The following is a 21,603-nucleotide window of genomic DNA, read 5'->3' on the forward strand; positions in this document are numbered from 1 at the left end:
AGCCCGACAATTAGAGTCGGAAAACGGGGTTCAGTCCTCGTGAATGAGGCTGTGATGCCGGGTGTCCTTCAGGATGACCGAGCAGATCAGGCCCAGGGTCATCACCCCAGCGACATAGAGGTAGAAGGTGCTCTCCAGCCCGCCATGCTTGAAGGTCAGGGCGACCATTTCGGCCGTGCCGCCGAACAGGACATTGGCCAGGGCGTAGGGCAGGGCCACGCCCAGGGCGCGGATCTCGGCGGGGAACATCTCGGCCTTCACCACGGCGCTGATCGAAGTGTAGCAGGACTGGAAGGTCATGCCGGCCAGGATCAGGACCAGGGCCGTGGTCACCGACGCGGTCTGGCTGATGCCGGTCATGATCGGCCAGATGGTCAGGGCGCCGCCGCCGAAGGCCAGGATCAGCATCGGCTTGCGCCCGAAGCGGTCCGACAGCCAGCCCGCGAGCGGCTGCAACAGCATGAAGCCGATCATGGACAGGGCGCTGATCTCGGACGCCTGGCCCTTGGAAAAGCCGGCTGTGTTGACCAGGAACTTCTGCATGTAGGTCGTGTAGACATAGAAGGTCAGCGAGCCGCCGGCCGTCAGGCCCATAATCAGCAGGCTCTCGCGCGGATGGCGGCGCACCAGCGGCACGATCAGCGACACGAAGAACAACACCAGGAACACCGCGCCCAGGATCTGGGCGGGTCTGGCCAGCGGGCCGGTGGTGACGCCCGTGACGCCGGCGACCACGGTCAGCACCAGGAAGACCGCGGCGCTGGTCACCTGGCCGCGCGACAGGGTCTCGCGCTGGGCGGGGCGCTTGAAGGCGATGCTCTCTTCCAGGCCGCGCCGGATCCAGAACACCACCACCGCCAGCAGGGCGCCGATGACGAACGGCACGCGCCAGGCCCAGGCCTTCAGCTCGGCCTCGCCCACGAAGCGTTGGAGGATAATCAGCACCGCGAGCGCCAGCAGCTGGCCGGCGATCAGGGTCACGTAGTGGAAGCTGGACCAGAAGCCCCGCCGGGCCTTGCCGGCCATCTCGCTCATATAGGTGGCGCTGGCGCCGTACTCGCCGCCGACCGACAGGCCCTGAAGCACGCGCGCGAAGAGCAGGATGGCGGGGGCCCACAGGCCGATGGTCTTGAAGCCAGGCGTGACGGCGATGATCAGCGCGCCGCCGCACATCAGGGCCACCGAGACCGACAAGGCCGCGCGGCGGCCGGCATGGTCGGCATACAGCCCCATCAGCCAGGCGCCGATCGGGCGCGCGACGAAGCCCAGGAAAAAGACCGCCGCCGCTTGCAACAGCTGCACGGTCTGGTCGCCCTTGGGGAAGAAGGCGGGCGCGAAATAGAGGGTGAAGGCGGCGTAGGCGAACCAGTCGTACCACTCGACCAGGTTGCCGGCCGAGCCGCCCAGGATGGCCTTGGCGCGGGCCAGCGGCGAGAGGCGCGTGCTGGCCGCTTCGGCGGTCGCCGTCATGTGGATCTCCCCCTCCCGGTGCGAAGGGGGAGATTAGGCGAACGCTGATCTAGAGCAAGCTAGGCTCGCCTAGATCCTGCCGAGCAGGACCAGGATGATCAGAATAATCAGGATCAGGCCCAGGCCGCCGCTGGGGAAATAGCCCCACGAGCGGCTGTGACCCCAGGTCGGCAGCGCGCCGATGAGGGCCAGGATAAGGATGATGATGAGGATCGTGCCGAGCATGGTCCGAAGTTTCCCTCCAATCCGGCGTCGGCCACCGTGGCGACGCTAGGTTCAGGACTTCGGAATTCTTGGCGACGCTTATCGGTTCCGCGCCAAAAGGTTCCCTCAGCAGGGCGTGTCTTCGGCTTTTCTCAGCTTGATGGCCCAGAGGGCGCCAATCACGCCGCCTTTCACGCGCGGCAGCAGCGCCAGGGTCAGGACCGCCAGCGGGATCAGGGTCAGCGGCGCGACCAGCCAGGGCGAGGCTTCCCAGATCCAGGGGAAGAACAGCAGCGGCGCCACCAGCAGGTGGCCGACCAGCAGGATGGTGAAATAGGCCGGGCCGTCATCGGCCGGATAGCAGCCCAGCTCGTGCCCGCAGGCCTCGCACTCGGGATCGACCTTCAGGTAGCGCATGTACAGCCGACCGTCGCCGCAGTTGGGGCAACGGTGCATCAGGCCGCGCTTGAGGCCGGTCAGAAGGGACGGAGAGGGCTGGGTCTCTGACATGGGCGCTCATATGCGCCTTCGGGCGCGGCGAGAAAAGGGCGACCAGCCGTCGCACGGCGACGATTTGTCCAGGATCTGAGTAAGTATCGATGAACCAGTTCCTGGATCTTATCGGCGCATCGTCATGCAAACGATGTCCTGCTGATCTGCCGGGCGTGTCCTGGTTAATGAAGAATAGTTTCCGGACCGACGTTCCGGGAATTGGAGTCCTCGATCCGGGGTCTTCGGAACTGCGACGACGCGCTGACGTTGATCGGCTGTTCTGAAAAGTGGAGGCGAAGCATGACGCCCGACCCGCGAAAACCCACCGATCCAGGCGCTGAGCCGCCCCGCAAGGGCGAGGCGGCTTCCAAGGCCGAACACGCCGTCCGCCACGCGCCGGAGGGCGCCGTCGCCCCGCATGAGAAGCGGACGATCGGCGCCGAGACGTCGCGAGAAGAGGACGCGTAAGGTTTAGCGCTTGGCGTCGCGCGCGGCGCCGGCGACGGCCTTGCCCGCCGACGAGACGTCGCGACCGGCGCCTTCGATGGTGTTGCAGGCCGAGACCAGCAGGGCGGCCGCGGCGGCGGCGAGGACGACGATCTTACGCATGAAATTAGAGCTCCAGCTTGGAAGGCGCGGGACCTTAAGCGCAGGCCGCGCCGGGCTTCAAGAGGCCCGGCGCGGGAGTTTTAGCGAACCCGGCGGACCGAGCTGTAGCGGTCGTTCTGCTTCTTGGGCAGGCTGGCCATGTCGTAGTCGTAGCGCCAGCACTTGCCCTGGTAGTAGGCGTGCTCGCAGAACTCCCACGACCCGCGCGAGATGCGCATGGACGAGACGCGGTCGTTGAAGCCCAGGCGGACCAGGTCGGGGACGTCGCCACGGATCGGACGAGCCTCGCCACGGAAGCCGTCGTGCTCGAACAGGACGACTTCGCCGCCGCGGTCCCAGCGGCCGTCGCGGCGATCATCGCGGCGGTCGTCACGGCGATCGTAGCCGTCGCGGCGATCGCGGTCGTAGCCACGATCCTGGGCGACGGCGCCGCCGGCCAGCAGGGCAATGGATCCGCACAGGATCAGGAAAGCGGACTTGCGCATGGGATCTTCTCCTTAGCGAACGCGGCGGATCGAGCTGATCTGGTCGTTCCACTCGCGGGGCAGAATGGCCTGGTCGGCGTCGAGACGGCTGCAGCGGCCCTGGTAGTTGGCGTGCTCGCAGATCTCCCAGCGACCGCCGGTGCGGCCGATCTGGATCGACGAGGCCTTGTCGTTGAACTTGACCGCGCCCAGGTCGGGCATGTCGCCATTCACTTCGAAAGCGCGGCCCTGGTATTGCGGATCCTCGAACAGCACGACGCCGTCACGGCCGCCGCCCGGGCGACCCCCGCCATAGCCGCCGCCACCGCCGTTCCAGCCGCCGCCACCGCCGTAGCCGGTGCATTGCAGGCGGCCGTCGCGGTTCTCCAGGCCCTGGCTGCCGCAGTCGCGCGTGCGGGCGCTGGACCAATCGAAACCGCCGCGACCGTTCTGGCAGCGCGCCCAGACCTGGCCGTTGAAGGCGGTGATGTCGCGGCACGACTGGGTGTAGGAGCCGCGCGGCGGATCGTCGTAGCGACCGTTCCAGCTGGGCGCCTGGGCAGAGGCCACGCCGGCCAGCAACAGGGTCGAAAGGGCCGCGAGGCCGAGGGTCTTGTGCATGTCAGTTTCCCCACCGAAGAGCGTCGTTGTTGACGCCAGCTAGCCGTCCCCCAACTGAACGGCAGCTGAACGGCCAAGTTTTAACGCTCAACGGTCCCGAGGGCGATAGACAACCTGCACGTGCCCTTGCAGCTGGGCTTCGGTGAAGCGGACGGGCTTGGTCTTCATGGCCACGAACAGCGGCGTCTGGTCGGCATAGTGGGGCGACTTGGCGTCCAGCGTGGCCGAGCCGAACTGGTGGATGCTTTCGGAGCGTAGCTGGCCGGCTTTGTCCCAGATGACGAACATGATGAAGGTGTCGCCGCCGTCGGCGGTGGTCGTACCGTCCTTCTCGGGCTTGCCCCAGACCGAGCGATAGGTGTCGGCCGCCCCGTCGATGGGCAGGTTCACACTGCCGCGCCGGATGCGATTGACCTGGCCCCACTCCGGATCCAGGCGGCCGAAGTGGGTCTTCAGCTGGGTGATCGCCGCCTTCAGGCTGTCGATCGGCGCCGGGGCCGGATCGCCGTTAGAGCGCGCGAACAGGATCGGCTGGGTCATCAGCGCCGCCAGGGCCGCGCCGCGATTGTGGACGTCAGCCCGTTTGTCCCAGGCGCGCAGGATCTTCTGGGCCTGGGCGAGGTCGGCGTCACCCTTGGGATCGATGGCCGTGACCTCGCGGACCATCTCCATGACGCTGGAGCGATCGCTGAAGGCGATGTCGAACTTGTGGGCCCGGAAGCTGGCGTCCGTGATCGCGTGGTCGGTTCCGAAGGTCTCCAGCGCCCGCCAGGCGCGGTTGGTCATGTTGGTCTGCAGGCCCATAGAGGCGGGGAAGGCCGCGGCCTTGAGATTGTCGGCGTCCTCGCTGGCGCGGAACGGCGTGTTGTTGGAGTTGAACACCATGCCGGACTTGGGATTCCACAGCTGCGGGGTCTGGTCGACGGGGCGATAGCCCTGCCAGATCAGGTCCGAGCGGTCGCCGGGCAGGACGCCGCTCCAGTCAGCTTGCGCCGTGCGGTTCGGATACTGGCCGTTGTGCACGAAGCCGATATTCCCGGCCGCGTCGGCATAGACATAGTTCAGGCTGGGAATGGCGTGGGTGGCGATGGCGGCGCGCCACTCGTCCATCGTGCGGGCGCGGTTCAGCCGCCAATACTGCAAGGGCTGGCGCCACTCGCCCATGCCGGCGTAGCGGATGGCGAAGACGCCGTGATCGGTCTCCAGCACCGGCCCGTGGACTGACCGCAGCACCGCCTTCTTCACCGGCAGCACGATGGGGCCAAACAGCTTCACGCGTAGGGTGACCCAGCGCTTGTCGAAGTCCCTCCACTGGCCATCCAGGCGGTACTGGTTCTTGTTCGCCGGGTTGAGGGTGAGGCGGTAGATGTCGACCAGGTCGGGCTTCGACACCGTGTTGGCCCAGCCCAGCGTGGCGTTGTGGCCATGCAGCATGAACGGTGAGCCCGGGAAGAAGCCGCCGGCCACGTGCCAGCCCTGGCCGCTCTCGACCACGGCCTCATACCAGGCCACTGGGCCGGTATAGGGCTGGTGCGAATTGACCAGCAGCCGCGTCGCGCCGTCGGCGCTACGCGAGGGCGCGGTCGCCAGGCCGTTGGAGCCCTTGGGCGGCGGAGCCTTCTCCTGGGGCGCGGTCAGGTGCTTCAGCTCGGTGTCCAGGCCGTAGAAGAACGGCTGCTTGAAGATGAAGCCGGCCTCGATGTCCTGGCCGGTCAGGGGCAGCAGGCCGGCCTTCACCTTTTCCGGGTGCTTGGCGGCATAGACGCTGACCCCGTCGGCATAGGCCTCCATGATCTTGCGCAGGTCGGCCGGCAGCTGGGCGTAATGGTCGTTGGTGGTCTTCCAGACATCCAGCAGGGCGACGACATAGTCGGTCGGCGCGGCCTTGGCGCCCTTGTCGCGGGCCAGCACGCCGCGCGTGGCCAGCACCACGTCCTGCAGGGTGTCGAAGTCGTCCTCGCTTTGGGCGAAGCCTAAGCCGAAGGCCGCGTCGGCGTCGGTCTTGCCCAGCACGTGCGGCACGCCCCACTCGTCGCGGCGGATGCTGACGTCATAGGCCTTGGCCTTGTCCAGAAGGGCCTGGCGGGGAGGGGCCTTGGGCAGGCTGGCCTGGTCGATGACGATCAGCGTCGCACCGGCCAGCACGATCAGCGCAAGCAGCGCGCCGACCCCACGCAGGATCCACTTCATCCGAGCCTCCCCGACCCTTCTTGATTACCGCCGATCATGAAGGGCGGTTTTCGTCGACGGAAGAGCCGGTTTCGACGAAACCTCGCTGAAACGTCTAGATAACGCCGTTCGTCGTTCCTAGCTGTGCTGTCAGGTTCGACCCAACAATGAGGGAGGCGTCGTCATGGTTCGCAAGCACGTGGTTTCGGTTCTGGCCGCTCTGGCCTTTAGCGCCGGTGGCGCAGCGTTCGCGGAAGTCCCCGCCAACATCACCAAAGCCCTGGCCGATCCGTCACGTCCGGCCGCCGACACGGCCCGCGACGCCGCGCGGCATCCGGGCGAGATCCTGGCCCTGGCCGAGATCAAGCCGGGCGCCACGGTCGTCGACTACGTCATGGGCGGCGGCTACTTCACCCGCATCATCTCGGGCGCGGTCGGTCCGAACGGCACGGTCTATGCTTATCAGCCGGCCGAGTTCATCAAGTTCATGGCCAAGTACGGCGAGGACCAGAAGACGGTCGCCGCCGCGCTCTCGAACGTGAAGCCGCTGAACGGCCCGATGGTCGGCCTGGACCTGCCCGACAATGTCGACGCGGTGATCACCGTCCAGAACTATCACGACATGCACTTAAAGCCGTTCCCGACGGACACGGCGGCCAAGGCCAATGCCGAGATCTTCAAGTCGCTGAAGCCGGGCGGCGTCTTCCTGGTCATCGACCACGCCGCTCTGCCCGGCGCGACGACGGCCCCGGACGCCCTGCACCGCATCGACATCGCCCAGGTGAAGACCGAGGTCGAGGCCGCCGGCTTCAAGCTGGAGAGCGAGAGCCCGCTGCTGGCCGACAAGGCCGACACGCATACGGTCAGCGTCTTCGATCCCAGCATTCGCGGGAAGACGGATCAGTTCATCCTGAAGTTCAGGAAGCCGAAATAACCGACTCGTCATCCCGGCCGCAGCGAAGCGGAGAGCCGGGACCCAGGGGCGGCCTCACTGCGCTTGGCCCCTGGGTCCCGGATCAGCCCTGCGGGCTGTCCGGGATGACGAGAATGGTGCGTTGGGCAGGAGTTACGAACTCCGCGCTTCCGCGCCCATGAAGATCACCTTGGCGCCCTTGTTCACGGCCGAGCCCAGCTCGGCCGCGTCCCAGTTGGTCAGGCGCACGCAGCCATGCGAGGCGCGCTTGTTGACCAGCTTGGGATCGGGCGTGCCGTGGATGCCGTAGGTGTCCTTGGTCAGGTCGATCCAGGTCGAGCCCACCGGATTGTTCGGCCCCGCCTTGATGGTCAGCTTGGCCTTGGGCTTGCCGAACGTCAGGCGCGAGGGGTCATAGGTATAGGTCGGGGCCGGAGCCAGGGTGCGCACGGCCCACTCGCCGGACGGGGCGGGGCGCTCGGTGCTGCCGACGGTGGCGGGGTAGACCGCCAGCTCGACGCCGTCCTTGTCGAAGGCGCGGACCTGGCCCAGGGCCTTGTCGATCTCGATGCGGTCGACCTTGCGGTCCAGGGTGTCGGCGCCAGCGGCCGTGACCACGATATTCGTCCCGGCAACGGCGAAGTCGACGCCGGGATTGAGCGCCTGCAACAGGGCCTCGTCCATGTGGAAGCGCTCGGCCAGCAGCTCCAGCGGCGTGTGGTAGTTCATGGCCGGCAGCTTGGCCATCGCCTCGTAGTCTTCCTTGGGCAGCACGGGCGCGAAGGGGCCGGCGACGTCCTCAGGCGTGATCTTGTAGTCGACCAGCACGGGGCCGCCGTCGCCGGCCGTCAGGGTGTCGACCAGTTCCTTGGTGATCTCGCCATTGGCGGTGAGGTTGCGCGAGCCCTGGTAGGCCTTGATCGCCAGGGTCAGGTTGGTGCCGTCACGCCCGTCGATGACCCCGGGCGAGAAGTGGGCGCGGTCCAGCAGGGTCTGGACGCGGACCAGCAGGTTGCGGTGAGCGTCGGGATCGGTCGCGGCCGGGTCGAAGGTCGCGGCGTTGATCGTCTGGGCCAGCGGCGAGGCGGCCGCGACGGCGGGCGGGGCAGGGACCATGGGTGTCGGCGCCGGCGGCGTCTTCTGCACGGTCTTGGCGGGCGCGGGCTTGGCCGGAGGCTTGTCGTCGCAGGCCGACAGGGCCAGGACGGCGATCAGGGCGAAACGGGAAACCAGGCCGGTCATGTACTCTCCACGGGGGAACGACTCTCCCGTCTCAAGCCTTGAGCCATGGCGAAGTTCCACCCGTAACGAGGATCGGCTTGAGGGCGCTGCGTCGACTGCTCTGGGGTCTGAGCCTGCTGCTGCTGGCGGTCGGCGGCTTCTGGGCGTGGGTCTATTGGCCGTCGGGCAAGTCGTCGCCGACGCCAACGCCTCCGATCGACGAGGCCGGGTACCTGCCGCCCCAACACGTGCCATCGATCGATCCTCCAGCGCTAGCTGGGGCTCTGCCGCTGGCCGGCGCGCCTGAAGCCTGCGACGGCAACGACGCCCCCGACACCGCCGCCGCCGTCAATGCCGCCTCGCTATCGACCCTGGCCTGGACGCCGTTCGGCAAGTCCGAGACCGGCTGGGAGATCTACGCCCCCCGCATCGCCGCCGAGATCGGCACGACGTGCGGTCCCGGCTCGAACGGCTTCGCCTCGGCGCTAGCGCGCTGGCAGGGGGCCCATGGGCTGCAAAAGACCGGCGTGGTCGATCCGGCGGTGTTCGGCGCCATGCTGGTGCGCTGGCACCTGGCGCGGCCCTTCGTGCGCACCAACCGCGAGGGTATCTGCCCCGGCGCGCCGCCCGAGGCCAATCTGGAGCTGGCCAAGCCCGAGGAAAGCTACGGCGGCAAGGCCATCCGCATGCGCCCCGGCGCGCTGGCGGCCTATCGCAACATGGTCGCCGAGGCCCGGGCGGCCGGTGTCTTGCCGCGTCCCGAAACCCTGCGGATCTTCTCCGGCTTCCGCGCTCCGGACGCCGACGCCCAGCGCTGCGCGCGGGACAAGAACTGCCAGGGCCTGATCCGCACCATCTGCTCGGCCCACCGCACGGGCCTGGCCATGGACGTGGTGATCGACGCCGCGCCGGGCTTCGGGCCCGACAGCTCGGCCGACGCCAACCGCCTGGTGATGGCGCGATCGGCGCTGTTCAAATGGATGGTCGTCAACGCGCCGCGCTTCGGCTTCGTCAACTACGCCTACGAGCCGTGGCACTGGGAGTGGACCGGCGAGCCGCTGTTGCCCGGCGTGCCGATCTCCAGCCTGCCCCAGGAAGGCTCGGAGCCTGTTACGGAACCTCCGGCAGCGCCCACGTCTGGAAAGCCGGCCGCTGCCGCAGGCGCTCGTAATAGGCGGTGAGCGTCGGCCAGTCCTCGCGCGCGATCGGCGAGTACAGCCAGCGATGCACCGACAGCCCCAGCACGATGTCGGCCAGGGTGAACTGCTCAACGGCCACATAGGCGCCGGTGTCGAGGATGCGCGCGCTGAGCAGGCCCATGGCCGTGTTCCAGGCCGTGACGCTGCTCTCGATCTGCTTGGGATCGTCGAAGCCCGGCGTCTTGCGCACCAGGCCGGCGAAGGCGTAGCGCCAGGCGGTGTTCAGCTCGGTGCACTGCCAGTCCATCCACTGGTCGACCAGCGCCCGCTGGCGGCGGTCGTCCGGGAACAGCGGCGTGCCGGCCGCGACGTAGCGGCAGATGGCGTTGCTTTCCCAGACCGGTCCATGCTCGTCGACCAGGACGGGCACCAGGGCGTTGGGGTTCAGCGCGACGAACTTCGGGTCGCTGGTGGGCGCGAAACCCTGGCCCCAGTCCTCGCGCTCATAGGCGATGTGCAGCTCGTCCAGGGTCCACAGCACCTTGCGGACATTGATGGAAGAGGTGCGGCCGAGGACCTTGGGGATCGTCACCGGGTCATCCAGGGCTTGGACTTGCCGGTGGGGGCGGCGGCGTTGGCGCGATCGACCTTGCCGGTCGAGGCCTTGGCGCCGTGGCCGTGCTTGCCCTGGGCGGCCTTCTTCAGGCGCAGGGCGCGCTGCATCGGCGTCTCGTCAGCCGGCGGGGTATCGGTTTTATCGGTCATCAGGGCGATGTAGGCCTCGAATGGCGCCTTGAGAAGGCCGCGCTTGAAGGTCAGTCTGGAAAGATGTCGTCGCCTCGTTCGGTTCCCGTCCTGATCGCGCTCGCCGTCCTGGCGGCGACCAGTGCTCACGCGCAGGTCAAGGGCGATCCCAACGAGGTCTCGCCGGTGCTGATCCTGCCGCCGACCCTGCCGCCCAAGCTGGTCTCGACCTATCCGGCGCAGGACGAGACCGTGGCCCCCGGCGTGTTGATCCTGAAGGTCGCCTTCGATCAGCAGATGTCGCCCACCGCCTGGAACTACGCGCCGGCGCAGGGCGCCGAGCCGATGGACTGCGTGAAGACGCCCCGCCTGCTGCCCGACCAGAAGACCTTCGTCCTGCTGTGCCGGGTGCTGTCCAACAAGACCTATGGCGTGACCTTCAACGCCGCGCGCGACGGCGGCTTCGCCAATCTCGGCGACAATCCGGCCCATACGGCGGCCCTGACCTTCAAGGTCGACGCCGAATATCCGATCACCACGGTCCGCCAGGCGATGGAGAAGGCCAAGCTGCTGCCCGACCAGATGCCGGTGCAGGACGCCCCTATGGCGGTCGCTTCCGGAGCGAGCGGCCGCTAGCCTTCTAACTGAAGCGTGTGGCGCGCGAGGCCCGACTCCCTCATCATCATGAGATGATAGGGGAATCGGGGCGCGAGTGGACGGGGGCTGACCTCGCTGTGGTGGTGGGCGACTATGTCTCCCAGCTGGAGAAGACGCTTGCCGGCAAGCCCTTCGATCGCGCCACCCACGACCGCACGGTGCGCTTCGTCACCGGCAAGTCGGACATGCCGATCACCTGGAAGCAGGGTGAGATCTCGGCGGTGCTGTCGCTGATCGGCCTGCCGATCCTCAAGGACATGCCGCCGCGGTGGTCCTATGACGAGGCGCTGCTGGACGCCGTCGAGGACCAGCTGGCCATGAAGCCGACCCTGCTGGCCTCGGCCGTCCGCCCCGCCGCCCTGTTCACCGCGCCGTCGGCCATTCCGCTGATCGAGACCGCGCCGCCCAAGCCAATGCCGATGGACGATCGCCTGATCCGCGCCATCCAGCGCTTCGACATGTCGGGTCGCGAGGCCGACGACCGCTTCCTGAAGGGCCTGGGCGTGGCCAGCGTGGTGGCGCACGAGGCCCGCCGCCTGTCGGATCGCGGCCGCCCGGACCTGGCCGGCCGCATCCGCCCCGCTCGCGACGGCGATCCCGACGGCTGCGACGTGATCAGCTTCGGCCTGGACGAGATCCCGCGCCTGATCGTGGTCAAGGCCACCCTGGCCGGCGAGGTGGCCCCGTTCGGCCTCAGCCACGCCGAGTTCGAACTGGCCAAGGCCCAGCCCAGCGCCTTCCGCATCCGCCGCGTCTACGACCTCTTGGGCGAGGCGCGCTTCTACCGGATGAAGCCGCCGTTTCACTGAGCCGGCGTCAGGCCTTGAAGACGTGGGCCGCCATCACCGCCAGCCCGCCCAGCGTCCGGCCGTGGTTCAGCTCGCCGGGCAGGCGCATCAGCGTTTCGTAGAAGCCCAGCGGGGGCAGGGCGGTCATCACCGTGACGATCTGCTTGCGCGACAGGCCCTTGGACACCCGCCCGCCGCTGGCGTCGACCCAGTCGGCCTTGCGCACGGCGTTGACCACATCCGCCTTCGGACCTCGGAACGGGGTGATCTTGTGATGCCAGTGGATCAGGTCGCGGACCAGCATCGCGTCCAGCTCCGGCGCGCGGGCCTGGCGGGCCAGCTCGGCGTGGACCTCGGACGGCTCCAGATAGGCCAGCGCCCGGTCGGTCCATAGCCCGACATCGTGATGCGCCAGGGCGAAGGCGATCGGCGCGCGCCATTGCTGATCCCCGTCCAGGAAGTGCAGGGCATAGGTCAGGACCCGATAGACGTGGTTGCGATAGCCGGGAAAGTCCGCGCCAACCCGGTCGCGCACCAGCGCCAGTTCGCGCTCGATAATCGGGTCGTGGTCGATGACGGCGATGGACATCAAAGCAGCTCAGCGTATCCGGCGATCCATAGCTTGCATGAAGTCACCGGAAAGGCGGGGGGACGGCCTGTTCGGCAAGTCGCCGCCGGCGGACGCGAGGGCGGCCAGGTCCGCGCCGGGATCTTGCGCGCTGGCTTCGGCTCCGGGCCGTTGAAGTCCATGAACGGGATGTCCAGCGCCTTCAGCGCGTACGCCGTGGTGCGTTCGGCCGCCTCAAGGGCCTCGGCGTCGTCCTCGCCCAGATAGTCGCGCCGAAAGCGCATGACCCGCCGCTTGAACAGCGCCGGTACTTTATCGGGCTTCAGCAGCATGGCCAGCGCCACCAGGTAGATGCTGCGAAACATCAGGTCGGTCTCATGTTCGACCGCCGCCTTGGTCGGCCGCCAGTCGACGAAGCCGGTCATCAGCAGTTTCGCGCGCTCATCATCGAAGCCCTCGGAGGTCGCCCCCGCCAAGGCGGTGGTCGAAGGCGGCTCCGGCGCGGTCAGCCGCGCCAGCCGATCGGCCAGGGTGGTCAGGCGCAGCGCCTCGTGGTCGCGCCCGTCCTTGATCGCCTCCGCCAGCCGCACCATCGCGGCGTCGCGCAGATCGGCGGGCGCGGTCGACAGGGGCAGGGCCTCTGCCGATGCGTCGCTAGCGTGCTGCGCCTCGCGGGACGCCGGCGTCAGCGCACGAATGTCCGCCTCGGCCTCGGCATGAGCCCGCGCGACGGCGTCGCTACAGGCTTTCTTGGTCCAGCCGTCCTTGCAGGCATGTTGATAGATGCTGGTCGGCGAGACCTTCCACTTGCGCGCCAATTCAGCGGCGGTGGCGCCATTGCGATACTCGGCGGCGATCTCGGCCCAGGAGGCGTCGGAGAGCCGGAACCAGGTGGCGGTGTTTCGGGGCGTGATTTGCTCATGGCCGCTAGTGTGCGGCGGTTTAAGGCAGCGGGGATTGATTGTCGTTGAAAACTGACAAGACCTTGAAAAGGCGAATATTTTTCTCTCTAGGGTGGGCGGTTGCGCGAGCGTTTGGCCCTCGCGCGCGTTGATGCAGGCCATGCCGGTTGGCGCCAGTAGCGGAAGTCAGCCTGGACGCCATATGCGGACCTTGGAGAGCTGCCATCCGAGGCGCGAGCAAGACCCCTGCCTAGTCCTTTACGTACCAAGCCTGGGAGCCTTTAGCCAGCTGCCCCGCAGTCACGTGGCCGCGCATACAGCTTTCTAGGTGCCTCCGACCGTCCGGCGCTTGCAACGGTTGGGGAGCGGGTCCATTTGTGAACCAATGGACCACAGACTTCAGGTATGCTTCCTCTGCGTTGCTAGGGGAGATTGGACATGATCAGCACGAGTCGATTCGCTGAGGCGCTATCTTCACAAGCGGGATCAGCGCTGGAGAACCGGTCGCTCGTTCAAGGGATCCATAACGTCGTCGTCCCTACCATAGGGATGATCGTTCCCAATTGGCTTCTGGTCGTCCCGCGTGGACATACGCTTAACTTCGCCCAGCAGACGTCCGCCGCGCGCCTGGAGGCCGAACGGATAATCCAGGACCTTTCGCACGAAGTTGCCGGATCAGATCTGGACACCATAGTCCTGGAGCATGGTCCCGCAGTTGTGGGATCGGCAGTAGGCTGTGGCGTCGATCATGCCCACCTGCACGTACTCTTGCTGCAGCGCGGGTTTGCCGACGTGCTCTGGAAGCGAATCGAAGCCGACTTGGAAGCTGAGCCCGAGGTCGCGCCTCTAAACGCTCTCCATCGCGGAGTTGACGCCAACAGTGCCTATTATCTGGCTTGGCGCAATGGGTCGCGCCTGCTTGAGCAGCCCGTTAAGGCTGAGGTGTCGCAGCGGTTTCGCAAGCTAGTGGCCCAGGCTGCGGGCGTTGCGGATCAATGGGACTACCGAGTTCACCGGTTCGACGACAATGTTTGGCAAACGGTCGCTGCATCCCAACATCGGCGCGTGTTGGCCGCTTGAGCGGCGAGGATCCAAATACCGTCCCTCCACCGGTCATCCGACCGGATGGCCGCGATCCGTGGCAATGGGAAACTAAATACGCGCAGGTCGCTACGCAGATTTGGCGCGAGGCGAAGATCCTAGGCACTTACCTTGCCGTTTTCGGGAGCCTGACCCTACTGGTCTTCGCCCTGGTCGCCGATCCGGCCTATCCAGCAGGCTCTTCCGCCCAAAACGCGGTGTTTTTTCTCAGACGGCACGATTTGCTGGTGTTTTTCGTCGGCTCGGTCGGGGCGATAACGTTCGCCATCAAGTGGCTGGTGCATTCGGTAGCCAAGGGTCTCTGGCATCAAGACCGCTTTTTGTGGCGGATCTTCGTGCCACTCACCGGCGGCATCTACGCACTGGTCGTGCTGGGTCTTGTCCAGGCTGGACTGATGGGTGGGCAGAAGGCTGGCGAAGCCAACGTGACCGTGCTTACCAGGGACTTGGTCCTGGCGTTCCTTGCTGGATATTTCGCTGACGGCGTCAGTGGTCTGCTGTCAAACGTAGCCAACGCGATCTTCGGGCAGGTGGATAAGAAATAGTATGGCCGAGCTGGGGGCGTCCGACCTTATATTCCACCCTAGCGACCATGCGATCCTGTCAACGCGCATTGAGCCTTATGCCGAACGGCTTGGGACCAAAGGGGCTTTTCTCGCGGGCTTGCCGCCAGCCTGGACGCCAGAGTACCTGATCCTCACCGTAGAGTGGGTCGAGCGACTGGCGCAGGGACAGGCCCCTTTTTTAGAGCTCCCACCTCCTCTGGTCGGGCAACCCTTGATCCTGCGATCGAGCATCGTTGGTGAGACCATCTGGGAGCGAGGTACCTATCTGTCGGTACCGCTGGAGCAGCCGTGCAGCCACCTCGACGTCACATCCACGGTTTTGAGAATTCGCGAAGACGCACTGCAAAAGCGCTCGGGCGTCAAAGTCGCGATTATCATCCAGAGGTTCCTTCGACATTGCGAGAAAGGCACTCTCGGCAACCTCAACAGCCTTTCGAAGACCCGAGAGCAGTGGTCGCGCTTCTCTGAAATCGCTGGAAGAAAGACTGCTCCGGAGCGCTTTAATTCTCAGCGTGATGCGCCGGCCGACACACGGGCCCCACTTCGAGTTTATCCAGCCATACATATCGACCGCACATTCGGATCGGCGGTCCGGTGGTTGATCGATCACCTGGGCGTGGCGCTGGGTAGGGACCGGATGCTGCTCGAATGGGCCACAGCGGAGGACAAGGTCTTCCTCCTGCAGTGCGACCTGGATCAAGATAACGCCGTTGGCGTCAATCCTATGGATCAGCAGATCACTTCACGCTTGTCGTCCGCGTCGGGTACGGCAACTTACTTCAGGACTCCTGACCGGGGCGATATTGATGCTTGGGACAAGCTTAAGATCATCGACGAACTATCGACGGATTTCGCGCCACTTCCGCAAGCCCTCTATGTACTGACTTATTATGAAGCAGCCCAAGCGCTCGTTGATCCAGCCATAGCGGCTGCCCTGGCCAAGGAGTATTCGGCCCATTTTGGTGATGACGGCATTATTAGGGTGAGCCGAAGGACAGGGTCGAATTCCACCACCAACCTACCTTGCACTAGCAGTTGCATGGCGGCACCGGCTGCAATCGCCTGGATAAGGCAGGCTCTAGAAGATGTGGCTGAACGGCCAGAGGAGGTTAGCGAGCGCGCCTTCATTTTGCACAAGTTCATAGGCGCGCGCTCAGGCGCATGGGCACTCTATGATCCGGAGTCGCCCTACATCCAAGTCCACGCCAATTGGGGCCTGCCCGATTCCTTACAGTACTATCCCTATGACGCCTGGGACGTGCATACGATCACTGAGGAAGTAAACGCGTACCCTAGTTACAAATCCCACTTCCTATGGCCACAACCCGGTGGGGAATGGGCGTTCGAAGAGATCCGAAACTCGATCGCCCGCCACCAGTGCCTGAAATCTCACGAGGTTCTGGACATTGCGCGCCGGACTAACGCGATCGGCGTGAAGCTGGGTCGCCGGGTTGCAGTGATGTGGTTTGCCGGTGTGGAGTCCGAGACGGGCACGACGTTTTCACTGCCCTGGTATCGAACCTTTGAATACTCCGAACCCGACCTCGACACCGCATTGGAGAAAGACCACGTCATTATCGACGTTCGTGAGCCTCGTGATTTGGATGAGGTGCGTCAGGCCTTTGCTCAGCACTCTCCTGCGCTGCGGGTGGCGATGGACATTCAGCCCAGTGAACACCTGATCCGCGAACCGCATTTTTTGGAGCAGATCATTGAGGTGGCCCAGGCCGTCGATGCCTCAGTGATATTTTCCGGATCATCGCTGTCCCACCCGTTCTTCCAGCTAAAAGGCCGCGTCCGCGTCTATCTGCGTGTGCAGCGTAAGTCTTTCCGGACCCGGAGCCGCATCAAGTACCACAAGCTCGTTCGCGACAGGATTCCAGAGCGCGTCAGTGCCAAACACGAACGCGTCGTCTACGCCAACCTTGGCAGCCGCGAGATCCTTCAGTTGTTGACGGGCAAATTGATCGAAGAAGCTCAGGAGCTGATCGCCGCCGAAGGGGCTGACGCGACCGCCGAGGAATTGGCCGACGTCTACGAAGTGTTGCGGGGCATGATGCACCAGGCCGGTGTTGAAGAGCAGCGAGTCGTGGAGATCGCCGACTCCAAGCGCGAGCGCGTCGGCGGCTTCGACAAGGGCATCTTCCTGCTGGAGACTAGCCTACCCAAGCCCGGGGAACCCGTTGTCGATATCCGCAACGTCAGCTTCGACGAACTGGTGCGTGAGGAGTACGCCAAGGAGCGGGTGCGGATACCTTTCGCCTTACTTGGACGCCTCAACATTGCCGGCGATCGGGTCTTCAAAATTCCGGGCACCGATAAAGCGGTTCGCTTCAGCGGCGGGCGCGATGGGTTCGAAATATCCCTCGAACAGCAGGAGTATCAGCTCGAAATCGACTTTGATTGCGAAGACGACCTGCTGGACTAAATGCCTGGAGATAAAACGGCACCAAACCGAGCACAAGCTCGCGCCGGAAGCCGACCCTCCCAACGTCAGCTAAGAGTCAAAAACGCCCCCGCCTGCTTCCGCAGACGAGGGCGCTAAAACCCCGACCGGCTAGTCGCCCGCCCGATCAATCCTCGTCCATCTTCAGCGCCGCGATGAAGGCTTCCTGCGGGATCTCGACCTTGCCGAACTGACGCATGCGCTTCTTGCCTTCCTTCTGCTTGTCCAGAAGTTTGCGCTTTCTAGAGGCGTCGCCGCCGTAGCACTTGGCCGTCACGTCCTTGCGCAGGGCGCGCACGGTTTCGCGGGCGATGATCCGGCCGCCGATGGCCGCCTGGATCGGGATGACGAACATGTGCTGCGGGATGAGTTCCTTCATCTTCTCGCACATGCCGCGGCCGCGGCTTTCGGCGCGGCTGCGGTGGACCAGCATCGACAGGGCGTCGACCGGCTCGCTGTTGACCAGGATCGACATCTTCACCAGGTCGCCGGCGCGGTAGTCCTCGAGCTGGTAGTCGAAGCTGGCATAGCCCTTCGAGATCGACTTCAGGCGGTCGTAGAAGTCGAAGACGACTTCGTTCAGCGGCAGGTCGTAGACGACCATGGCGCGGCTGCCGACGTAGGAAAGCTCGCGCTGCATGCCGCGGCGGTCCTGGCACAGCTTGATGACGCCGCCCAGATATTCGTCCGGGGTGAAGATCGTGGCCTTGATCCAGGGCTCGGCGATCTCTTCGATCTGCATCACGTCGGGCAGGTCGGCCGGGTTGTGCAGCTCGACCTCGTCGCCGTTGCGCAGCTTGATCTTGTAGACCACCGACGGGGCGGTCGCGATCAGGTCGAGGTCGAATTCGCGGGAGAGGCGCTCCTGGATGATCTCCAGGTGGAGGAGGCCCAGGAAGCCGCAGCGGAAGCCAAAGCCCAGCGCGGCGCTGCTTTCCATCTCGTAGGTGAAGCTGGCGTCGTTCAGGCGCAGCTTGCCGACGGCGGCGCGCAGGTCCTCGAAGTCGGCGGCGTCGACCGGGAACAGGCCGCAGAACACCACCGGCACGACTTCCTTGAAGCCCTTGAGGGCTTCGGCCGTGGGCTTGCGTTCGTCGGTGATGGTGTCGCCGACGGCGGCGTCGGCCACTTCCTTGATCGAGGCGGTGAAGAAGCCGACCTCGCCGGGACCCAGCTCGGCCACGTCGGTAGCCTTGGGCGTGAACACGCCGACCTTGTCCAGCTTGTGGGTGGCGCCGGTCTGCATCATGCGGACCTGCTGGCCCGCCTTCAGAACGCCGTCGAAGATGCGCACCAGCACCACGACGCCCAGGTAGGGGTCGTACCAGGCGTCGACCAGCAGCGCCTTCAGCGGCGCGTTGCGGTCGCCCTTGGGGGCGGGCAGGCGGGTGACGATGGCTTCCAGCACGTCGGGGATGCCGATGCCGGTCTTGGCCGAGCACTCGACGGCGTCCGAGGCGTCCAGGCCGATGACTTCCTCGATCTGCGCCTTGACCCGATCGACGTCGGCGGCTGGCAGATCGACCTTGTTCAGGACCGGGACGATCTCGTGATTGTTGTCGATGGCCTGGTAGACATTGGCCAGGGTCTGGGCTTCCACGCCCTGCGAGGCGTCGACGACCAGGATCGAGCCTTCGCAGGCGGCCAGCGAGCGGCTGACCTCGTAGGCGAAGTCGACGTGCCCGGGGGTGTCCATCAGGTTCAGGATATAGGTCTCGCCGTCGGCGGCCTTGTACTGCAGGCGCACGGTCTGCGCCTTGATGGTGATGCCGCGTTCCTTCTCGATGTCCATGTTGTCGAGCACCTGCGCGCTCATCTCGCGCGCGGTGAGGCCGCCGGTCGTCTGGATCAGACGGTCCGACAGCGTGGACTTGCCGTGGTCAATGTGTGCAACGATCGAGAAGTTGCGGATCTTGTCGAGAGGCGTCGAAGTCATGGGCGTGCGCATACCACATTTGGGCCGCTTCGCGAGGGCCTGAGCGCGCGTCACGTGCGGCGACGCGTCGCGCATGCTTAACCGGTCGTTAAGTTTGGAGCCGCAAACCGGTCTCAATGGCTTGCAACAGTGTTGCAATGAAATTGATCCGGAGGGCTCCCATGGACCGTCGCAAGCTGATCCTCTCGGGCGCCGCCGCCGGCCTGAGCGCCGCCGCCACGCAGGCTTCGGCCCGTCAGAGCAACTACAGCGAACAACTGCCGCCGCCGCAGCCGATCGGACCTGCGCGTCCCGCCTCGGCGGATCCTTACGCGTCGTCGTCGCCGCAGCCGGTGGCGCAGGATTCCTATGCTTCGCCGCCGCCTTCTCCCGCGCCGGCCTCGAACGGTTCGCAGCCGGTCTATGACACTGGCCGCGCCCAGACCTATTCGGCCGACGAGATGATCCGCGCCACGTCCGACTTCCTGGGCGTGACGGCCGAGAGCGCCGGCGCGGCGATCGAGAAGATCTTCAAGGACAAGGGGCAGCCCACCGCCTACATCGCCGGCGAAGAAGGCTCGGGCGCCTTCGTGGCCGGCCTGCGTTACGGCCGTGGCCTGCTGTACATGAAGGGCCGGCCGACGATGGAGGTCTTCTGGCAGGGCCCGACCATCGGCTGGGATTGGGGCGGCAACGCCAGTCGCGTCTTCACCCTCTGCTATAACCTGCAGTACCCGGACGCCATCTTCCGCCGCTTCCCCGGCGTGGAGGGCAGCGCCTACCTGATCGGCGGCCTGGGCGTGAACTATCAGAAGGCCGACGAGATCACCCTGGCCCCGATCCGCGCCGGCGTCGGCCTGCGCCTGGGCGCGAACGTCGGCTACCTGGGCTATAGCCGCCAGCGGCGCTGGCTGCCGTTCTGAGGCGTCAGCCGCCCCAGACGTCCTTCAGCCGCGCGTCGCGCCCGCAGCCGGTGCGATAGGCGAAGTAGTTCAGCTTGTTCCGCTTGGCGTAGTCGCGGTGATAGGCCTCGGCCGGGTAGAAGATCTGCAGCGGCAGGATCTGAGCCTTCATCGTGCCGGTCTTCAGGCGCTTGGCGGCCTCGGCGCGGGACTTCTCCGCGATCGGGCGCTGGGCGGGGGTGACGAAGACGGCCGGGCGATAGGACGGACCACGGTCGCAGAACTGGCCGCCGTCGTCGGTCGGATCGACCAGCTTCCAGTAGCGATACAGCAGGAAGCCATAGTCCAGCTTGGCTGGGTCGTAGGTGACGCGCACGGACTCGTAGTGGCCCGATGTCTCGCTGGTGACGTCGCGATAGGTCGGGTTCTTCAGGTGGCCGCCGGTGTAGCCGCTCTCGACCTTGATGACGCCCGGCACGCCTTGCATGTCGTGCTCCATGCACCAGAAGCAGCCGCCGGCGAACACGGCGGTCTCGGTCTTCAGCGTGGCGGCGGCCGAGGCGCTGACGCCGGTGAGGGCGAACAGCGTGGCGAGGAGGGCAAGCAGGCGGCGCATCGAGGTCTCTCCAGAAAGCGGACTCGAACTCAGATACGCACGGAAGCAGGCGAAGGTTACAGCCGCTAGAAGCTTATTGGCGCCAGCCGAAACCCACGCCACGTACGCTGGGACAGGCAGCCAGGCGTGAAGCCAGCACCTGCGCCCGGTCGTCGCCCTGGTCGTCGATCTCGAGCCTAATGGTCATGTGCTGACCCTCGGGAGCGGCAGACAGGGCGCGCAGGCGAGCCTGCTGCACGGAAGCCACGCCCAGGACGCGCATCAGGGCGTCGGGCGTGTCTTCGGCGGTGACCAGGAAGAGGCGGCGTTTTTCCTCTTCCGGTTTGGCTACGTCTGCGAGGTCGCTCACGGGCGCAGCCACTGGTGTTCGACCGAGGCCGAATTGACGCCGGGCCAGGCGGCCAGGTCACGGGCCAGCAGGCGGGCGGCCTGGTCGCCCAGGTGGCGGACCTTCAGCGAGGCTTCGACGATGTGGCCCACCGGGCGCATGGTCAGGCCGCACAGTTCGGCGCCGCTGTCGGCGAGGCCCTGGCGGACGGCTTCCAGCGCGCTGGGGGCGTCCTGGGCGGCCAGCAGCAGCTGGTGGACGGTGACGCCTTCCTGGTCGCTATGGAAGGCTGGAGGGGAGGGCAGGTAGCTCATCGGAGTGGTCCCTTGCATGAGAGGCTTGGAGACCGACGAACCGCGCAACAAAAAAGCCCCGCTCGTGGGAGCGGGGCTTTTTGGAGATCTTGCGATCCTTCGGCTTTGGTTTTGGTAGGTTCCTACCGCTGCTTGCGCCGATTTTGCCCCGTCCGAATGGGAACGGTTTTAATCTGGGTGTTAATCATATTCCACATCGCCACGGCGCACGACATCGCAGCCACGGCGGCGAGGCCGGTGGTCACAAAGGCGGCGAAGGCGAAGGTCGATTGCATGTGGAAGCGATGAATCCAGTTAGCGCCTAATACAGGTAGCGTGACGTTTGGGATTGCGCAAGGTCTTGCCTGTGCGAGAGGCGTTCGGTCGCGGCGGGGGCGGGTTTTGCCCAAGCGGCGCCTTGAAACTCAGCACTTGCCCCCACCTGACCGCTTCGCGGTCGTCCGCCCCCGGAGGG

26 protein-coding genes and 1 pseudogene are annotated in these 21,603 nt (G+C 65.8%); 10 read left to right on the plus strand and 17 right to left on the minus strand.

Annotated elements, in window-relative coordinates; genetic code table 11:
- Window positions 1–30: 30 nt before the first annotated feature.
- The 3 genes from J7528_RS10265 to J7528_RS10275 all read right to left on the minus strand — a co-directional run bounded on the left by J7528_RS10265 (window position 31) and on the right by J7528_RS10275 (window position 2,184).
- Window positions 31–1,470 (minus strand): MFS transporter, encoded by a 1,440-nt coding sequence (locus J7528_RS10265; protein ID WP_291873643.1) that lies wholly within the window; start codon window positions 1,468–1,470, stop codon window positions 31–33.
- 69 nt (window positions 1,471–1,539) lie between these two features.
- The gene (locus J7528_RS10270; protein WP_099580360.1) at window positions 1,540–1,695 is read right to left on the minus strand and encodes a DUF3309 family protein; all 156 of its coding nucleotides are present in this window, start codon (window positions 1,693–1,695) and stop codon (window positions 1,540–1,542) included.
- 105 nt (window positions 1,696–1,800) lie between these two features.
- Window positions 1,801–2,184: a DUF983 domain-containing protein gene (locus tag J7528_RS10275; RefSeq protein ID WP_291873649.1), complete on the minus strand. Its 384-nt coding sequence runs from the start codon at window positions 2,182–2,184 to the stop codon at window positions 1,801–1,803.
- 282 nt (window positions 2,185–2,466) lie between these two features.
- Between J7528_RS10275 and J7528_RS10280 the strand changes: the two genes are divergently transcribed.
- Window positions 2,467–2,634 carry a hypothetical protein gene (locus J7528_RS10280; RefSeq protein WP_291873652.1) on the plus strand — a complete coding sequence of 56 codons (168 nt, stop codon included), beginning with the start codon at window positions 2,467–2,469 and terminating at the stop codon, window positions 2,632–2,634.
- Between the two features lie 3 nt (window positions 2,635–2,637).
- Here the strand turns inward: J7528_RS10280 and J7528_RS10285 are convergent, their stop codons facing one another.
- The 4 genes from J7528_RS10285 to J7528_RS10300 form a co-directional block, all read right to left on the minus strand.
- Window positions 2,638–2,775: an entericidin A/B family lipoprotein gene (locus J7528_RS10285; RefSeq protein WP_291873655.1), complete on the minus strand. Its 138-nt coding sequence runs from the start codon at window positions 2,773–2,775 to the stop codon at window positions 2,638–2,640.
- 80 nt (window positions 2,776–2,855) lie between these two features.
- On the minus strand, window positions 2,856–3,260 hold the full coding sequence (locus J7528_RS10290; RefSeq protein WP_291873657.1) for a beta/gamma crystallin-related protein: 405 nt from the start codon (window positions 3,258–3,260) through the stop codon (window positions 2,856–2,858).
- A gap of 12 nt (window positions 3,261–3,272) precedes the next feature.
- Entirely contained in the window at window positions 3,273–3,860 is a 588-nt protein-coding gene (locus J7528_RS10295; RefSeq protein ID WP_291873660.1) for a beta/gamma crystallin family protein, read from the minus strand.
- An 87-nt stretch (window positions 3,861–3,947) separates the two neighbouring features.
- Window positions 3,948–6,050 (minus strand): acylase, encoded by a 2,103-nt coding sequence (locus J7528_RS10300; protein WP_291873663.1) that lies wholly within the window; start codon window positions 6,048–6,050, stop codon window positions 3,948–3,950.
- Between the two features lie 163 nt (window positions 6,051–6,213).
- On the opposite strand from J7528_RS10300, the gene J7528_RS10305 reads away from it, so the two are divergent.
- Together J7528_RS10305 and J7528_RS10310 are read left to right on the plus strand one after the other, a co-directional pair.
- Window positions 6,214–6,963, plus strand: coding sequence for a class I SAM-dependent methyltransferase (locus tag J7528_RS10305; protein ID WP_291873666.1), 750 nt, complete (start codon window positions 6,214–6,216; stop codon window positions 6,961–6,963).
- Window positions 6,964–6,972: 9 nt separating this feature from the next.
- Window positions 6,973–7,072: pseudogene (locus J7528_RS10310) on the plus strand (hypothetical protein); the annotation flags it as partial.
- 23 nt (window positions 7,073–7,095) lie between these two features.
- Here the strand turns inward: J7528_RS10310 and J7528_RS10315 are convergent.
- On the minus strand, window positions 7,096–8,184 hold the full coding sequence (locus tag J7528_RS10315; protein WP_291873669.1) for a L,D-transpeptidase: 1,089 nt from the start codon (window positions 8,182–8,184) through the stop codon (window positions 7,096–7,098).
- 77 nt (window positions 8,185–8,261) lie between these two features.
- Here J7528_RS10315 and J7528_RS10320 point away from each other — a divergent pair, with 77 nt between their 5' ends.
- Window positions 8,262–9,344 (plus strand): M15 family metallopeptidase, encoded by a 1,083-nt coding sequence (locus tag J7528_RS10320; RefSeq protein ID WP_291873672.1) that lies wholly within the window; start codon window positions 8,262–8,264, stop codon window positions 9,342–9,344.
- On the opposite strand, the gene J7528_RS10325 is transcribed toward J7528_RS10320, so the two are convergent.
- Window positions 9,274–9,894: a glutathione S-transferase gene (locus J7528_RS10325; protein ID WP_291873674.1), complete on the minus strand. Its 621-nt coding sequence runs from the start codon at window positions 9,892–9,894 to the stop codon at window positions 9,274–9,276. The genes J7528_RS10320 and J7528_RS10325 overlap by 71 nt on opposite strands.
- A complete protein-coding gene (locus tag J7528_RS10330; protein WP_291873677.1) occupies window positions 9,891–10,067 on the minus strand; it encodes a hypothetical protein in 177 nt (58 codons plus the stop codon). The genes J7528_RS10325 and J7528_RS10330 overlap by 4 nt, the downstream gene beginning before the upstream one ends.
- Before the next feature lie 63 nt (window positions 10,068–10,130).
- Between J7528_RS10330 and J7528_RS10335 the strand changes: the two genes are divergently transcribed.
- Window positions 10,131–10,682 carry a hypothetical protein gene (locus J7528_RS10335; protein WP_291873679.1) on the plus strand — a complete coding sequence of 184 codons (552 nt, stop codon included), beginning with the start codon at window positions 10,131–10,133 and terminating at the stop codon, window positions 10,680–10,682.
- 53 nt (window positions 10,683–10,735) lie between these two features.
- Entirely contained in the window at window positions 10,736–11,512 is a 777-nt protein-coding gene (locus tag J7528_RS10340) for a DUF3883 domain-containing protein (RefSeq protein WP_291873682.1), read from the plus strand.
- 7 nt (window positions 11,513–11,519) lie between these two features.
- On the opposite strand, the gene J7528_RS10345 is transcribed toward J7528_RS10340, so the two are convergent.
- Window positions 11,520–12,080, minus strand: coding sequence for a hypothetical protein (locus J7528_RS10345; protein ID WP_291873685.1), 561 nt, complete (start codon window positions 12,078–12,080; stop codon window positions 11,520–11,522).
- Entirely contained in the window at window positions 12,080–13,123 is a 1,044-nt protein-coding gene (locus J7528_RS10350) for a hypothetical protein (RefSeq protein WP_291873687.1), read from the minus strand. The genes J7528_RS10345 and J7528_RS10350 overlap by 1 nt, the downstream gene beginning before the upstream one ends.
- 276 nt (window positions 13,124–13,399) lie before the next feature.
- Here J7528_RS10350 and J7528_RS10355 point away from each other — a divergent pair, with 276 nt between their 5' ends.
- Genes J7528_RS10355 through J7528_RS10365 form a run of 3 tightly spaced genes read left to right on the plus strand, consistent with a single transcriptional unit; the run spans window position 13,400 to window position 17,056 of the window.
- Window positions 13,400–14,041, plus strand: a complete 642-nt coding sequence (locus J7528_RS10355) for a hypothetical protein (protein WP_291873690.1) — start codon at window positions 13,400–13,402, stop codon at window positions 14,039–14,041.
- Window positions 14,038–14,607: a hypothetical protein gene (locus tag J7528_RS10360; protein WP_291873693.1), complete on the plus strand. Its 570-nt coding sequence runs from the start codon at window positions 14,038–14,040 to the stop codon at window positions 14,605–14,607. The genes J7528_RS10355 and J7528_RS10360 overlap by 4 nt, the downstream gene beginning before the upstream one ends.
- Window position 14,608: 1 nt before the next feature.
- Window positions 14,609–17,056 carry a nucleoside triphosphate pyrophosphohydrolase gene (locus tag J7528_RS10365; protein ID WP_291873695.1) on the plus strand — a complete coding sequence of 816 codons (2,448 nt, stop codon included), beginning with the start codon at window positions 14,609–14,611 and terminating at the stop codon, window positions 17,054–17,056.
- A gap of 145 nt (window positions 17,057–17,201) precedes the next feature.
- Here J7528_RS10365 and lepA read toward each other — a convergent pair whose 3' ends face one another.
- Window positions 17,202–19,010 (minus strand): translation elongation factor 4, encoded by a 1,809-nt coding sequence (gene lepA / locus J7528_RS10370; protein ID WP_291873697.1) that lies wholly within the window; start codon window positions 19,008–19,010, stop codon window positions 17,202–17,204.
- Window positions 19,011–19,171: 161 nt separating this feature from the next.
- Here lepA and J7528_RS10375 point away from each other — a divergent pair, with 161 nt between their 5' ends.
- A complete protein-coding gene (locus tag J7528_RS10375; RefSeq protein WP_291873699.1) occupies window positions 19,172–19,912 on the plus strand; it encodes an EipA family protein in 741 nt (246 codons plus the stop codon).
- A gap of 4 nt (window positions 19,913–19,916) precedes the next feature.
- On the opposite strand, the gene msrA is transcribed toward J7528_RS10375, so the two are convergent.
- The 4 genes from msrA to J7528_RS10395 form a co-directional block, all read right to left on the minus strand.
- A complete protein-coding gene (gene msrA, locus J7528_RS10380; RefSeq protein ID WP_291873701.1) occupies window positions 19,917–20,507 on the minus strand; it encodes a peptide-methionine (S)-S-oxide reductase MsrA in 591 nt (196 codons plus the stop codon).
- Window positions 20,508–20,580: 73 nt separating this feature from the next.
- Complete coding sequence (locus J7528_RS10385; protein WP_291873703.1) at window positions 20,581–20,868, minus strand: hypothetical protein; 288 nt, start codon at window positions 20,866–20,868, stop codon at window positions 20,581–20,583.
- Window positions 20,853–21,149, minus strand: a complete 297-nt coding sequence (locus J7528_RS10390) for a hypothetical protein (RefSeq protein ID WP_291873705.1) — start codon at window positions 21,147–21,149, stop codon at window positions 20,853–20,855. Before J7528_RS10390 ends, J7528_RS10385 begins: the two co-directional genes overlap by 16 nt.
- Before the next feature lie 122 nt (window positions 21,150–21,271).
- Window positions 21,272–21,424 (minus strand): hypothetical protein, encoded by a 153-nt coding sequence (locus J7528_RS10395; RefSeq protein ID WP_291873707.1) that lies wholly within the window; start codon window positions 21,422–21,424, stop codon window positions 21,272–21,274.
- Window positions 21,425–21,603: the final 179 nt, after the last annotated feature.

The organism is Caulobacter sp., assembly GCF_017744445.1.
Classification (GTDB): Bacteria; Pseudomonadota; Alphaproteobacteria; order Caulobacterales; family Caulobacteraceae; genus Caulobacter.

Bases quoted from the DNA above. Each gene is read 5' to 3' on its own strand.
- J7528_RS10285 (WP_291873655.1), bottom strand. From the start codon at position 2,775: ATGCGTAAGATCGTCGTCCTCGCCGCCGCCGCGGCCGCCCTGCTGGTC.
- J7528_RS10365 (WP_291873695.1), top strand. From the start codon at position 14,609: ATGGCCGAGCTGGGGGCGTCCGACCTTATATTCCACCCTAGCGACCAT.
- J7528_RS10270 (WP_099580360.1), bottom strand. From the start codon at position 1,695: ATGCTCGGCACGATCCTCATCATCATCCTTATCCTGGCCCTCATCGGC.
- J7528_RS10295 (WP_291873660.1), bottom strand. From the start codon at position 3,860: ATGCACAAGACCCTCGGCCTCGCGGCCCTTTCGACCCTGTTGCTGGCC.
- J7528_RS10355 (WP_291873690.1), top strand. From the start codon at position 13,400: ATGATCAGCACGAGTCGATTCGCTGAGGCGCTATCTTCACAAGCGGGA.
- J7528_RS10315 (WP_291873669.1), bottom strand. From the start codon at position 8,184: ATGACCGGCCTGGTTTCCCGTTTCGCCCTGATCGCCGTCCTGGCCCTG.
- msrA (WP_291873701.1), bottom strand. From the start codon at position 20,507: ATGCGCCGCCTGCTTGCCCTCCTCGCCACGCTGTTCGCCCTCACCGGC.
- J7528_RS10350 (WP_291873687.1), bottom strand. From the start codon at position 13,123: ATGGCCTGCATCAACGCGCGCGAGGGCCAAACGCTCGCGCAACCGCCC.
- lepA (WP_291873697.1), bottom strand. From the start codon at position 19,010: ATGACTTCGACGCCTCTCGACAAGATCCGCAACTTCTCGATCGTTGCA.
- J7528_RS10375 (WP_291873699.1), top strand. From the start codon at position 19,172: ATGGACCGTCGCAAGCTGATCCTCTCGGGCGCCGCCGCCGGCCTGAGC.
- J7528_RS10265 (WP_291873643.1), bottom strand. From the start codon at position 1,470: ATGACGGCGACCGCCGAAGCGGCCAGCACGCGCCTCTCGCCGCTGGCC.
- J7528_RS10280 (WP_291873652.1), top strand. From the start codon at position 2,467: ATGACGCCCGACCCGCGAAAACCCACCGATCCAGGCGCTGAGCCGCCC.
- J7528_RS10390 (WP_291873705.1), bottom strand. From the start codon at position 21,149: ATGAGCTACCTGCCCTCCCCTCCAGCCTTCCATAGCGACCAGGAAGGC.
- J7528_RS10275 (WP_291873649.1), bottom strand. From the start codon at position 2,184: ATGTCAGAGACCCAGCCCTCTCCGTCCCTTCTGACCGGCCTCAAGCGC.
- J7528_RS10345 (WP_291873685.1), bottom strand. From the start codon at position 12,080: ATGTCCATCGCCGTCATCGACCACGACCCGATTATCGAGCGCGAACTG.
- J7528_RS10290 (WP_291873657.1), bottom strand. From the start codon at position 3,260: ATGCGCAAGTCCGCTTTCCTGATCCTGTGCGGATCCATTGCCCTGCTG.
- J7528_RS10340 (WP_291873682.1), top strand. From the start codon at position 10,736: ATGATAGGGGAATCGGGGCGCGAGTGGACGGGGGCTGACCTCGCTGTG.
- J7528_RS10305 (WP_291873666.1), top strand. From the start codon at position 6,214: ATGGTTCGCAAGCACGTGGTTTCGGTTCTGGCCGCTCTGGCCTTTAGC.
- J7528_RS10300 (WP_291873663.1), bottom strand. From the start codon at position 6,050: ATGAAGTGGATCCTGCGTGGGGTCGGCGCGCTGCTTGCGCTGATCGTG.
- J7528_RS10395 (WP_291873707.1), bottom strand. From the start codon at position 21,424: ATGCAATCGACCTTCGCCTTCGCCGCCTTTGTGACCACCGGCCTCGCC.
- J7528_RS10335 (WP_291873679.1), top strand. From the start codon at position 10,131: ATGTCGTCGCCTCGTTCGGTTCCCGTCCTGATCGCGCTCGCCGTCCTG.
- J7528_RS10330 (WP_291873677.1), bottom strand. From the start codon at position 10,067: ATGACCGATAAAACCGATACCCCGCCGGCTGACGAGACGCCGATGCAG.